At 57.4% G+C, this 13,226-nt stretch carries 12 protein-coding genes; 3 read left to right on the forward strand and 9 right to left on the reverse strand.

Annotated features, from left to right (window positions below; translation table 11 throughout):
• Positions 1-8: 8 nt before the first annotated feature.
• Genes ACVDG4_RS04210 through ACVDG4_RS04240 form a run of 7 tightly spaced genes read right to left on the reverse strand, consistent with a single transcriptional unit; the run spans position 9 to position 6,096 of the window.
• A complete protein-coding gene (locus ACVDG4_RS04210) occupies positions 9-257 on the reverse strand; it encodes a hypothetical protein (RefSeq protein WP_447234125.1) in 249 nt (82 codons plus the stop codon).
• Positions 254-1,015, reverse strand: a complete 762-nt coding sequence (locus tag ACVDG4_RS04215) for a hypothetical protein (RefSeq protein WP_447234126.1) — start codon at positions 1,013-1,015, stop codon at positions 254-256. The genes ACVDG4_RS04210 and ACVDG4_RS04215 overlap by 4 nt, the downstream gene beginning before the upstream one ends.
• Positions 1,012-2,079, reverse strand: coding sequence for a Rieske 2Fe-2S domain-containing protein (locus ACVDG4_RS04220; protein WP_447234127.1), 1,068 nt, complete (start codon positions 2,077-2,079; stop codon positions 1,012-1,014). The genes ACVDG4_RS04215 and ACVDG4_RS04220 overlap by 4 nt, the downstream gene beginning before the upstream one ends.
• Positions 2,076-2,249 (reverse strand): hypothetical protein, encoded by a 174-nt coding sequence (locus tag ACVDG4_RS04225; protein WP_447234128.1) that lies wholly within the window; start codon positions 2,247-2,249, stop codon positions 2,076-2,078. Before ACVDG4_RS04225 ends, ACVDG4_RS04220 begins: the two co-directional genes overlap by 4 nt.
• Positions 2,246-2,467 (reverse strand): hypothetical protein, encoded by a 222-nt coding sequence (locus ACVDG4_RS04230; RefSeq protein WP_447234129.1) that lies wholly within the window; start codon positions 2,465-2,467, stop codon positions 2,246-2,248. Before ACVDG4_RS04230 ends, ACVDG4_RS04225 begins: the two co-directional genes overlap by 4 nt.
• A gap of 10 nt (positions 2,468-2,477) precedes the next feature.
• Entirely contained in the window at positions 2,478-4,454 is a 1,977-nt protein-coding gene (locus tag ACVDG4_RS04235) for a thiamine pyrophosphate-dependent enzyme (RefSeq protein WP_447234130.1), read from the reverse strand.
• Between the two features lie 31 nt (positions 4,455-4,485).
• On the reverse strand, positions 4,486-6,096 hold the full coding sequence (locus ACVDG4_RS04240) for a glutamate synthase-related protein (protein ID WP_447234131.1): 1,611 nt from the start codon (positions 6,094-6,096) through the stop codon (positions 4,486-4,488).
• 391 nt (positions 6,097-6,487) lie between these two features.
• Between ACVDG4_RS04240 and bchE the strand changes: the two genes are divergently transcribed.
• Both bchE and bchJ read left to right on the forward strand, forming a co-directional pair.
• On the forward strand, positions 6,488-8,143 hold the full coding sequence (gene bchE, locus ACVDG4_RS04245; protein ID WP_447234132.1) for a magnesium-protoporphyrin IX monomethyl ester anaerobic oxidative cyclase: 1,656 nt from the start codon (positions 6,488-6,490) through the stop codon (positions 8,141-8,143).
• A gap of 1 nt (position 8,144) precedes the next feature.
• Positions 8,145-8,738 (forward strand): bacteriochlorophyll 4-vinyl reductase, encoded by a 594-nt coding sequence (gene bchJ, locus ACVDG4_RS04250; RefSeq protein ID WP_447234133.1) that lies wholly within the window; start codon positions 8,145-8,147, stop codon positions 8,736-8,738.
• Between the two features lie 31 nt (positions 8,739-8,769).
• Here the strand turns inward: bchJ and ACVDG4_RS04255 are convergent, their stop codons facing one another.
• On the reverse strand, positions 8,770-9,522 hold the full coding sequence (locus ACVDG4_RS04255) for a DUF1194 domain-containing protein (RefSeq protein ID WP_409691820.1): 753 nt from the start codon (positions 9,520-9,522) through the stop codon (positions 8,770-8,772).
• A gap of 309 nt (positions 9,523-9,831) precedes the next feature.
• On the opposite strand from ACVDG4_RS04255, the gene lexA reads away from it, so the two are divergent.
• Complete coding sequence (lexA, locus tag ACVDG4_RS04260; RefSeq protein ID WP_409691799.1) at positions 9,832-10,545, forward strand: transcriptional repressor LexA; 714 nt, start codon at positions 9,832-9,834, stop codon at positions 10,543-10,545.
• 69 nt (positions 10,546-10,614) lie between these two features.
• On the opposite strand, the gene ACVDG4_RS04265 is transcribed toward lexA, so the two are convergent.
• Entirely contained in the window at positions 10,615-13,107 is a 2,493-nt protein-coding gene (locus ACVDG4_RS04265; RefSeq protein ID WP_447234134.1) for a ComEC/Rec2 family competence protein, read from the reverse strand.
• Positions 13,108-13,226 lie beyond the last annotated feature (119 nt).

A 13,226-nucleotide genomic window follows, 5' to 3' on the forward strand; every position in this document is an offset into this window, starting at 1 on the left:
CATTCCAGTTACGTCTTTCGCCTCCCAATCCGGGCCGCAAGGAAACCGATGATCCGATCCGCAAACGTCAGCACAACGAAAACAGCCAGAAGCCCAACGAAGAATCGCATGTCGGTGAGTAGCGTTCCCCTGGCATAGGTGCGCGCACCGATATTGGCGTAGATCCAAGCATAATAAGCGGCAGCTGTCACAGCGCCGGTCAAAACCAGAGCAATCGCAATCGTTTGCACAGGAGGACGCTTGGGTTGCCCGCTCATTTCAGGATCCTCGCCGTTGAGAGATCCGCCTTGAAGACCAGAAGATCGTCCAGGCGCTCCACCTCGCCTTCCACCTCGATGTAAAGCGCAAGCAGATCCCGGATCTCATCGCCCAAGAGAGTACCGTCCTTGTCTGCCATCAGGAAAAAATTGCGCCCCTCGACGGGACCGGAGGAGACAAAGACCGGCGGGATGCCTCCGGTAATGCAGAGATCGGCGCAGGCCTTGTGGGCAAGCCCTTGTCCCGGCCGCATGGCACCGGCATAGCATTTGCCATCGCAGATCTCTCCAGCGAGTTTCCAGCGCCCAAGCGGCACAGCGTCGCTTGGCGCAAAGTTGCCCGCGCCGCCCTCCGTTGCCTCCACCTTACCAACCTGGATCATGGTGAGATCACCCCGATTGACAGGAACGCCGCGCAAGGTGACCGGCGTCCCTGCATTCGCCTCTGCCGGACCGAAGACGCCGCGTTTTCCTTGACCGGACAGCATATAGGTCCGCGGCCCGCTCTCCTCGTCGCCGGGCACCCGGAACACCGGATAGGGCCTCATTTCCAGCAATCCGGCCTGTTCAAAGCGGTTCCCCCATTGAAATCCGCCATTGCCCGGATCGTTCTGGGTTGAGGACAACGCAAGAGCGGCCAACCCCATACCGCCTGCAAAACACAGAGAGAAAACCAGAGCGAACACGGCGAGCGGTTTTGGGACAGCATTGAGATAGCCAACGAAAAACGGCGCCTCCTTGGTTTGTTTCCAGCTCATGCGCCCTCTCCCAGTTTGACCGGTTCAACATGCGTTCCGGGCGGCAAGGCGTTCGGATCCAGAAGCACTGTCGATCCAATCAATTTTAGCCGGTAGGTCGATATTTTCTCGGTAAACGGTTCCGGAGCCCGACCGTCAGCGAGGTTGTACTGATATCCATGCCAGGGACAGGTAATGCAGCCCCACAGGACCTTTCCCTCCCCGAGTGGCCCGTTCTGGTGGGCGCAGGCATTTGTGATCGCGGACAGTTTGCCGTCATACTTGAAGATCGCGACACGCTCGTCGTCGTCCAGCGTCACCACCTTGGCGCAATCCTCATCGATCTCGTTTACCTCGCCGGCAATGACCCAGCCCGCCTGCTCAAGCGAAGCCTTTGCCGTGGCTTCGCCGCGCTCGCGCGCTGCTTCCATCCGCCCGGTCGCAAAGTGGACGCCGCAAACCAGTACAACACTCGCCGTGACCAGACTTGTCAGTATCGGATCCCCGGGGCCTTGAAGCGCGCCCAGCGCCACGTGCAGGACGACAAAGGCGTACGCGATATAAATTGACATGTGCAGCGCTTTCCAGAGGGGGGCTCCGAGAAAACTCAGCCAGAAATCATGGCTGGTGGCGGCAAGCACGAACAAGATCAGCAGCGCGCCAATGCCCAGCGCCTCGAAGGGAAAGCCGAGGATCTGACCGTAACTGGTGTTGGACGACAGCAACGCGACGTATTTGTCCGTCGGCGAGAAATTGAAATACCAACCGAGGACATAATTGGCATGGACAGCGGCGATCCCGGCCGTCAACACACCGAAGTGCCGCCGATTGTATAAAAGCGGCAGGAAGCGTCGGTCGAGCCGTGCGAGCGGTCCGATGCACAGGATAACGGTGAGCATCAAGAACGCGCAGCTGCCGAAGGCGCGCATGCGCAACGTTGCCCCGTCAATCGGTTTGGTCACATCCTCAAAGGCCGGGGCATAGCGGATAAAGACATAGAGATAGAGCGCGACCGCGATCAGCAGCACGCCGTCATAAACCAGCTTGTTCCGGTTCCAAAGGACGGGAGTGTACTGAACGCTCATTGGTTCCCCTCCCCGGTTGCCGCTGCATTTACAGGCGCTTCAATCAGGATTGCCGGCCGGTCCGCGGGCGGGGTTTGCCGCAAGGCAAGGATGGTGAAGAAAGCCATAGGCAGTGCGATCCCAAGCACCGTCCAAATCCGGGCGTGCGCGGTCCGGTGGGCCCGTTTCATGGTTTGTCCCCCTTGGTTCTTTCCAGAACGGCCCACCGATAGAGCACCAGCGGCCAGATGAGACAAATGCCGGGGATCAACAGCGGACGAAAGGCATAGGAGCCGTTGGCCGACGGCTCTATCCGGTCAATGCCAATCACCAGGAACAAAGCCGCAACAATCCCACCTGCATAAAGGTAGTAACGGCCAAGCTCGATCAGAAATGCTGCAGTCGCCAATGTTCTCCCCCTACACAAGATCCGCGTCGGTCACGATTTCCACCAAGGACGGCCCGTCATGCGCAATCGCTTCGGCGATGGCGGCATGGAGCTCTGCGGCTTCCGTGACCCGGTGCCCATGTCCACCGCAGAGCCTTGCGAAGGCCGCGAAGGACGGGTTGGTGAGGCTCGTCTCCCAAACCGGCCACTCACCCGACCGCTGTTCTTTCGAGATCTTACCGAGTTCGGAGTTGTTGAGAAGGATGTGCGTGATGTTCATGCCGTATTTGACGGCCGTGGTGAACTCCATCGCGTATTGCCCGAACCCACCGTCCCCGGAGATCGAGATGACCTTGCGGCCGCGATACTCTTCGAAATCCTGTGTGGCACACCAGGCGCCCAGCGCTGCCGGCAGACTGAACCCGATCGAACCGAGATATCCGGACATCAGGATGCGTTGGCCACGTGGCTCAAAATACCGGCCGAAGGAATAGGTGTTGTTGCCCACATCCACCGGAATGATCGCATCTTCCGGACACAGCTCCGTCAGCGCCTTGAAGACCGCTGCAGCGTGTATTCCGTGTCCCTGATCTTCGCTTAAGCGGGTTTCCTTCTCCTCCCGCCACATATGCCAACGCTCGAACAGCTCGGTAAGCTGGTGCGCGGCATGGGCGGACTTTTCGACCATTGGATGGACCGCATCACAAAAAGCCCCGATTTCACCCCAGACCGGCAGCGTCACCGGATGGAATTTGCCAAGCTGCATGCGTTCGTAATCGACTTGAATGATCGGCTTGTAGGGCGCGATACCCGTGTGATTGGCAAAGGACGAGCCCAGCGCCAGGATCAAGTCGGCCTCGTTCATGAGCCAACTGGCGATCGGGGTTCCGGAACGGCCCAGCACTCCGGCGGCGTTCGGATGATTGTCCGGGATAAGCCCCTTGCCCTTGAAGGTGGTCATGATCGGTGCACCCAGATGTTCGGCCAGCGCGATGACTTTGTCCCGTGCGTTTATAGCGCCATAGCCCATGATGATGACCGGCCGTTTGGCTTCCCCGATCATCTGCGCAGCCCGTTGAAGATCCTCGCGCGCCGGAACAACGGTTGAGCCTCCAACCCTTCCTTGTGGACCGGATGCCTTCTGATCACTCGGCAAAGTCTGAACATCATCGGGGAAGATAAGGTGAGACACGTCTTGCTCGACGGTCGCAGTCTTCAACGCAAGCGTCATCAGTTCCGCATGATTGGAGGATGTGAGCACCGGTTGGGAGAACCGGGCCACGGCCTCAAAAGCCGATTTCAGGTCTATGTCCTGGAATGCTCCAGGCCCAAAGACCTGCGTCTGGACCTGTCCTGTTAACGCAAGCACAGGCGCACGATCCACCTTAGCGTCCCATAAGCCCGTCACAAGGTTCGTCGCGCCTGGTCCGGCAATTGTCAGACAGGCGGCGGGTTTACCCGTCAACTTGCCATAGGCAGAGGCGGCAAACGCTGCAGCGCCCTCGTGCCTGATCCCGATATAGCCGAGCTTGCCCTTGTTCACCTGAAGCCGGATGGCATCGGCAAGCCCAAGGTTCGAGTGACCGACCATCCCGAAGATACGTTTCACACCCCAATTGACCATGGTCTCTGCCATGACATCGGTCACGGTGCGTTCATGCTCAGGCTCTGGTTCCAGCCCAACAAAAATCTCGCCGTTTTCGACCTTGAGGGGATAAAGCTCCTGTCCGCTGTCTTCGTGGCCTCCCGGCGGCTTTCCGGTCAGCGGGTCAAAGTCCCATCCGTGCCAGGGACAACGGATCCAGCACTTGCCATCCACTCCCTTCTCTATTGAGCCTTCTCCAAGAGGTCCACGCTGATGCGGACAGTGATTGTCCATCGCGGCCCACTGACCATCGAAGTGCGACAGGCAAATGGATGTGGTGCGCGCCGTAACCGTCTTGACGCGCCCTTCCGGCAAATCATTCACATGGCCGACCTTGATCCAGTCGAGATTTTGAGCGTCCATGAATTCCTCCCTCAAAACTTATCGGCCCGGATCAGGCCAAACCACCATAGGCAACACCGGATAGGTCTGCCATTTCCCGTTTCCAGGTTGTGAGATCGTGCTGGTTGAATTGGTTCAAATGCGAATAGCCACAGGCGCGCGCCATCACCTGCATCAGCTCAACCGATGCTTCGAAGAAGTTGGCAAGCTGGCGGGCGGATTTCTCGATCACCAGACGGTTCACAAGATGCGGTTTCTGGGTCGCGATCCCGACGGGGCAATTGTTGGTGTGGCAGGCGCGCATGGCGATGCAGCCGATCGCCTGCATAGCGGCGTTGGATACGGCAATCGCATCGGCGCCCAGGGCCATCGCCTTGACGAAGTCCGCCGGCTTCCGAAGGCCTCCGGTAATCACCAGCGAAACATCGCCCCGCCCAGACGTGTCGAGATGCCGCCGGGCCCGGGCGAGCGCGGGGATTGTCGGTACGGAAATATTGTCCCGGAAAATGATCGGCGCAGCTCCAGTGCCCCCGCCGCGGCCGTCCAGGATGATATAATCAACCCCAACCTCCAGTGCCGAGTCGATGTCTTTTTCTATGTGCTGAGCAGACAGCTTGTAGCCAATCGGAATGCCGCCAGTACGGCTACGCACCTCATCGGCAAAGTCCCTAACCTGCTCACATTGCGTCCAGTCGGGAAAGCGCGGTGGAGAAATGGCCGACTCGCCTTCGTTCAGGCCGCGCACCTCGGCAATCTTGCCTTGCACTTTGGAACCCGGCAAATGGCCGCCGGTTCCGGTCTTGGCGCCCTGACCACCCTTGAAATGAAACGCCTGAACCTTGTTCAGCTTTTCCCAGTCGAACCCGAAGCGTCCTGAGGCCAGCTCATAGAAATAACGCGAGCAGGCTTCCTGCTCTTCCGGCAACATCCCGCCTTCACCGGAACAGATACCGGTTCCAACAAGCTCCGCCCCCCGCGCAAGCGCAATCTTCGCCGGTTCCGACAAGGCGCCGAAACTCATGTCCGAGACAAAAAGCGGGATCTTCAGGTGAAGCGGCTTTTGTGCATTCGGCCCGATGACAACGTCGGTCCCCACCGGATCATCATCAAGCAACGGAAAACGCTGGAGCTGCGCAGTCAGGATCTGGATTTCGTCCCAATCTGGCAGCTCAACACGCGGCACCCCCATCGCATCCACCACGCCGTGGTGACCGGTCTTGGAAAGACCGTGTTTGGCATACCCCTGAATGAGTTTGGTATAAGGCTCTTCCTCAGTCCCGTGGGACGTGTCAGCATAAAGACCGAGATAGTCATCGCGCTGGAACGGTTGCGGGTTGTCTTTGGCCCAGGCCGCGATCTCCTCCGCATCCACCCGCACTTCGTCGTCTTCGATCCAGCTGCTGAATTTCTTCAGGACTTCCGAGTTGTTGTACTCAGAAACGCCTGTATCAATGCGGTAGTCCCAGTAGTGAACGCCGCAAATAAGGTTATCTCCATCCACATAGCCGTCGGACATCAGCGCCCCGCGGTGAAGACATCGCCCGTACATCACCGACACCGTTTCATCAAAGCGAACAACCACCAGATCGACATCTTCCACGAGAGCATATTGCGGATCTCGATCTGGCAACTCGCTCCACTTGGCGACGGCGTGTGCTTTCATTTTGTCTTCCCCAGCTAGTGGCACAGCGTTTGTTCGACTGGGCCTTGGTATTTTCTGTTTGCTTCAAAACAGTCGCCAATTCATTGCGGACTGTCGTTCTTAAATCTCCTGTCTCCATGATCAGCATGTGCTGAAGGCGCGCTTTGAAAAATGGGCGTGCAATAGATGGTTTGCTTGCAGGATTAGGTCTGGAAAGCCCTGCAGTCTCAAATCATAAGCAGATGACAGTGCTGTGTGGCAATCGTGAAATACCGCAAGGGAAGATAATTGAGCTGCAAACGACGCCGCCGCTCAACTTGCCAAAAATACGCAATTCGCCCGATTGATCTGCGTCATTTTTCTGAGACGATGCATGTGTCAACTTTAATTGACACATATGAGAGGTGATCCCATGCGCATCCTGTTCGTTCATCCAAACTACCATTCTGGTGGCGCGGAAATCGCCGGGAGCTGGCCTCCGGCTTGGGTCGCCTACCTCTCGGGAAGTCTCAAAAAGGCAGGCTTTGACGACATCCATTTCGTCGATGCCATGACCAATGACTTATCTGACGCGGAAATTGCTTCAGAGATCCGCCGGATCTCACCGGATGTCATTGGCGTTACTTCCATCACCCCCTCAATTTACGCAGCCGAACGGATATTGGAAATTGCGCGGGATGAACATCCGCATGCGGTGCGGGTTCTCGGCGGTGTCCACGCCACCTTCATGTACAAGCAAGTCTTGAGCGAAGCGCCCTGGGTGGACGTCATTGTGCGCGGCGAAGGCGAGGAAATCGTCATTGAGCTGATGCGGGCAATCGACGAGGAACGGTGGCCGGAAGACCGCAGAACGATCAAGGGCATTGCTTTCAAGGAAGACAACCAAATCGTTGCGACCCATGCGGCCGCGACCGTGAAAGATCTCGACGCGATCGAGCCGGACTGGAACATTCTGGAATGGAACAAATACACCTATGTTCCGCTCGGTACCCGCGTCGCCATCCCGAACTTTGCCCGGGGATGTCCGTTCACTTGCTCCTTTTGTTCGCAGTGGAAATTCTGGCGCGATTACCGGGTGCGCGATCCCAAAAAGGTTGTCGATGAAATCGAAAAGCTGGTCACTGAGCACAATGTCGGCTTTTTCATCCTTGCTGACGAAGAGCCCACCATCAACCGCAAGAAGTTCGTTGAATTCTGCAACGAGCTGATCGCACGCGGGCTGCCGGACAAAATCAAGTGGGGCATCAACACCCGTGTGACCGACATCATGCGCGACAAGGACCTCTTGCCGCTCTACCGCGAGGCCGGCCTGGTTCACGTGAGCCTTGGAACGGAAGCGGCGGCGCAGCTCAAACTCGACCAGTTCAACAAAGAAACCAAGGTAAATGATAACAAGGAAGCCATCCGGCTTCTGCGGGAGGCCGACATCTTCGTGGAGGCGCAGTTCATTGTCGGGCTCGACAATGAAACCGAGGAAACCCTGGAAGAAACATATCGGATGGCGTGGGATTGGCAGCCCGACCTTGCCAACTGGGCCATGTATACGCCCTGGCCGTTCACACCGCTCTTCCAAGAAATCCGGGATCAGGTCGAGGTGTTCGACTTCTCAAAATACAACTTCGTGACACCGATCATGAAGCCAGAGGCCATGACACGCGGCGAACTTTTAAACGGTGTCATGAAGAACTATCGGCGCTTCTACATGCAAAAGGCGCTGTTCCATTACCCGTGGCGCGGTACAGGCTTTCGCCGGCGCTATCTGCTGGGCTGCCTGAAAGCCTTTCTGAAAGCCGGGTTTGCCCGCACGTTCTATGACCTTGGCAAGGCCGGGTACTGGGGCCCGCAGTCCAAAGACAAGGTGCATTTCGACTTCGATGAGAACCGCACCTTGGCAGAAGCCCAAGTGGCGGACTGGGAATCGGCGGCCGATCGTGCCGCCCGGGCAGCCGAACGGCGTGAAGCGTTGCGTCTGCAGGGCAAGGAGCGGGCGGCAGACCGCAAAAAAGCGTCAGCCGCGGCAGCGCTTGCTTGCGGTGGCAGCACGGAACAAATGGCGGAGAACGCCTGACATGGACCGGCAGAGCCTTCAGGCCGATGGCATGATCGGCCCGAATGCCTTGACCCAATTCCGCTCTCCCTTGGAAGAACAGGGCGGTCAGGACCTTTTCGAAACGCTCTTGCACGACGCCCGCATTGCGAGCCTTCCAGATATGAGCGGCCTGATCCCGGAAGGCCCCGTTGCACGGTTTCACAAGACCGTGCGGGCCACCCTGCCCGACCTTTCAACGGAGATATCTAGGGCTGCTGGTGTTGGAACGGCCGATTATGTCCTAAAACACCGAATCCCTGGTCTGGCGCAATCGCTTTTGAAAGCGCTTCCCGCAAGCGTCTCAAAACATCTCTTGGCAAACGCCATTTCAAAAAACGCCTGGACCTTTGCAGGCTCCGGACAGTTTGAAATCGCAAGACGCAGACCCCTGGTCTTTATCCTGAAGGACAATCCGCTAATCGCAGGGGAACACGCTGATCATCCAATTTGCCATTGGCATGTGGCTGTTTTCGAGAGGTTGTTCCAGGAACTGATCGGCCAGCTTGTCCGTGTCACAGAGACGGAATGCGGAGCTTGCGGGGCGGATGCCTGCCGGTTTGAGTTCAATATCTAAGATTATGTAGTCCCGGACTGGATCTACCCGATCAGTTCGCAGCTCCCGTGCCTTCAATCGCTGCAAACCTCACACGGGCATCCGGCGCAGACCGCTTGTCCGCGATTTCCAGAATGAGTTTCTTGCGCACAGCCGCTGCGAAGGTATCTGCACTGTCCGCGGTCACCACAAAGGATCCCGGACCACCGATGATCTCGGAAAAGAACCGGTCCTCCAGATTGTAAGACACCGGACGGCCGGAACAGTGCCGGCACAGGACCGCAAGACCATTGATGACGATGCCGGAATTCACCACAGCGTCTCTTGCCTCAGTGATGCTTGGCCCATTCCAATTGTTGGCGCTGTCCGCCGACAAATCGATCACCCGGCGCAACCCCTTGTATTCGTTGGTGTCGATCAGCTCCTTGCCCTTTAGAAGAGCTGCGCCAATCGCGTTGCGGCCAAAGGCCTGACGGGGCGGTGCCATCAAACGCTCTGCAAAGAGCTGCGCCGACTGCGGTCCGTCGATCACCATCCAGTCGACCACGACGTCCTGGGAAAACATGTCCGCCCATTCGACATAGGTCACGGCGATCTTGCCATACGCGTTGTCCGCAATTGCGTTCAGGACCTGTGGATCGGTGATCGCTTCGGCATAGCCCTGGCGCTGGAACCTGATTTCCGCGTCATCAATTGAACCAGTGGCATCTGCCAGAAGCACGAGTTCCAGATCAAGTTCCTCGGATGAGGCCGCAGAAACAAGCAAGCCCTGCAACAAAACAGCAACGATCACAATCATCCGCATGGTCTGCTTCCTCCGCAACAACTCAGAAGATAGCTAGAGCCTGTTAGCGGATCAGAAAGGCCGGCTCACAACATTTGTGCAGGTCCCAGTCTTGTTCTTTCCGCGAAAATCGGTTGTTCAACCGTACTGCGAATAAAACAATCTTTTTCTCAGCGCCTTAAAGCATCTGCAGGTTTCGATCTCAGAACCATCGGCAGAACAGTAAGAGAACGTTTACCCTTGCAGAACACAATGAGAACAGGTAGGATGTTCTCGATTTGTACTGAGCGATTCTCAGGCAAAACTAAACTCAGGGCGAGGAACCGCAGTATGCTGACGCGCAAGCAGTACGAACTGCTCATGTTCATTCACGAAAGACTGAAGGAAACGGGCGTTCCGCCGTCTTTCGACGAAATGAAAGATGCTCTGGATCTCCGCTCCAAATCCGGCATTCACCGACTGATCACCGCCCTGGAAGAGCGCGGTTTCATACGCCGGCTTCCCAACAGAGCCCGCGCCATGGAAGTGGTCCGCTTGCCAGATTCGATCGCGCCGGGCCTGGGTGCGCCGCGACCAAGAGGCAGTTTCTCACCAGAGGTGATTGAAGGATCACTCGGCAAACCGGCGCCGGCCCCTGCGCCCGCGCCAGAACCTGTCGCAGCATCGACGGAAATCCCGGTCATGGGACGGATTGCAGCCGGTGTTCCGATCGAAGCAATCCAGACCCACAGCCACTCCATCAGCGTCCCGCCAGAACTCCTTGGCAAGGGTGAACATTACGCTCTGGAAGTGCGCGGGGATTCAATGATTGAGGCCGGCATTTTGGACGGCGACACCGTCTTGATCCGCCGAACGGAAAGCGCGGACAGCGGCGACATCGTCGTGGCCCTTGTGGACGATGAGGAAGCGACGCTGAAACGGTTGCGCAAAAAAGGCGCGTCGATCGCGCTTGAGGCCGCTAACCCCGCCTACGAGACGCGTATTTTCGGACCGGGCCGTGTCCGTGTGCAAGGGAAACTTGTTTCTCTGTTTCGCCGGTACTGAAGCTCCGAGACCGGCAGGCATTTTCGAGAGTTTCCCGCCACTGCGGGTTTGTAGGTACTCTCATCTGTTTTAGCCAGCAGATGCTCGCAGACTTGCGCGTGTGACCGAGCCTTGCTTGTGCCACGGCCGCGGAGGCGTTGGCTTGGCGTATTTGACTGAATTTATTTGCGTTTGGCAAACAACAGCGCTGGGAGTTTTTGCCGCTGCGCGAGTGGTTTGCGGCGGCATTATTGGGGCTGGCGCAACATTCTTTCTTTGAACCGCAGCCTCTACTCTCTGCCCGTTTTCGATCATCTGGTCCTTTGTTGGAGTGCGTGTTCGACAGACCTGGCCCAACCAAATAGAAATGGCACCGCGCGCCACTCTGATGTCCTGGTCGAAAACGACTGCGGAGCATGCTTCCGGCGCGATCATATCGGTCACGATCATATCTGCCTTTTGACAGTCATAAAAAAGGGCATTCCGGGTCTTCGGTAGGGCGATGGTGACCGGAATCTGCTCCTCACCAACTTCTGCCCTTGCTGCGAATGTCTGGACCACACAGCCCGCAGGGTCGCAAGCGCGCTGATCGGATTTCATCTTGCGCGATTTAATCGCTTCTTCTGATACTCCTTCCGCTTCAAACCAAGTCTCTACAGCAAAAGAACTTCTGGCGCTGGATAACGCTAACTTGCCCTCGATATCCCGGGCAGCCAATTGAGCCCCTTTTGCCGGAATGTAAATATCTGGCGGACGCGATATTATCGCGAGAGCGATTCCGGCAGGTGCGAGACCCAAACCGATCATCCGGAAACGGCCCGGGGCGAGCAGCAAACCAAAGAAACCGGCCAATAAAACAGCGGCAGACAGGCCGGTTAGACTTCCCATTCGGCCAAAGTCAGGCGCAATCTGTTCTGTGAATTCCGCTATCTGGATCAGCGCCGCCAGACCGGCGCTCATGATCTTGAGCGGGATTGCCGCCAAACCGAACGGCATCAGGACCAATGCCACCACGCCCATTGGCATCACGATGATAGAAAAAACCGGCATGCCCAGCATGTTGCCGACCAGTCCGAAGGGCGCGATCCGGGAAAAGTGGTACGCACCGACAATTCCGGTTGCGATCCCGGCGACGAGGGCCGTCACGAACAAACCGGTGGCCCATTTTAGTGCGCCGGACAAGAACCAAGAGAGCCCGATTGTTGAAGAGACAAGAAACCTTCTTCTCTTTTGATGCGAACGCCAAAGATCATAAACGGCGACCAGTGCGATCACGGCCGCAAACGACATCTGAAAACCTGGATAAAACAGGCGCTCCGGCGCGAGTAGAAGCAAGAACAGGCCGGCGATTGCGACCGATCGCAGTGTCAAACCCCGGCGTCCGGTCATGATCCCCAAAAAGACCAGCGCGATCATAATGAAGGATCTTTGGGTGGCGACTGATGCCCCGGACAGCAGAAGATAAAAAACTGCCGCGACAAGGGCGAGAACGGCTGAAACCTTGTGGATCGGCCAGCGCAGCGCAAGGCCCGGGATAATTGCTAGGGCGCCAAGACATACAGCATAAGCACCGCCTGCAAAGAGCGCCATATGCAGGCCTGAAATTGCCAGAATGTGTGCCAGGCCCGCGGCCCGAAGGCTCTCTTCGGTCTTTTCATCAATACCGCTGCGATCGCCCACCAAGAGTGCAACCGCAAGGGCTGTTTCCGGGCCTTCCGGCAAAAGTGCTGAAATCCGCTCTGCCAAGCGCTGGCGGAGTTCATTCACCTTGCGAACGAGCAGAAGGACTTGAGACGCCGCAGGCCCTTGCACGATCTCTGGCGCGCCGTAACTGAAGCCGCTTGCACCTATGCCGTCAAAATAGGCGCGGAAGGAAAAGTCATATCCGCCGGGCACCACAGGACCCATAGGCGGAAACAACCGGGCCCGGACTTTGATCGAGTTGCCGGGTGCAATGCGCGCATCGGCCGGAATGCGCAGCCGGACCCGGTTTGCAAACCGCCCAACAGTATTTTCTCTGGCATCAACTTCTCTGACGCGGAGCACAAGCCGCTTGCCAGACCGGGTTTCCTGCACCTTCAAGACGTCACCGCGCAACAGAACAGTCATCGGCTCCGCCAGCCGGGGTGCGCCCACTGCAGCTGTTCGGAGTGTTGCAATGCTGAGCCCTGCAAAAAGGGCGAGCAAAAGGATCAAAATTCGCGGCAGACCGGTTCGGATAGCGTGGGAGCCAGCGAAACCACCTGATAAAACGAATAACACGCCAAGCACGAGCCAACTCGGCTCTTCAGGCAACAAGCTGTAGAAAAAAATACCGGCGCTGAAGGAAAATCCGGTCCACAAAAGACCCTGCTTTTGCCAAAACTGCTCCCAATCGTCCGCCGTTCCTGCCCAACCAGCGTGCTGATAAGTTGGCCGGTCTTTGTGTTCTCTCCGGGTTCTCAGAAACGCGATCCAGGGCGACCCCTCGGCGGGCTGGTGCCTGCTATCCGTGTTTGACGATATAACTGAAGGGTCACTGACAGGAGCACCGGGGACAGCCCGGTTGTCATCATCGGCTTCTGGTTTCGCCTCCCGTGCCACCCGCGCTCCTTATGCCGGGTTTGACGATCGCAGCAAAGCCTATTTTGCCACAGGCTTGCCTATGCTAAGACCGCGCCACTATCCGTCAGGCGCAGACCCGCGCCTCATTCTGACAGAGA

Source organism: Roseibium sp. MB-4 (genome assembly GCF_053005265.1).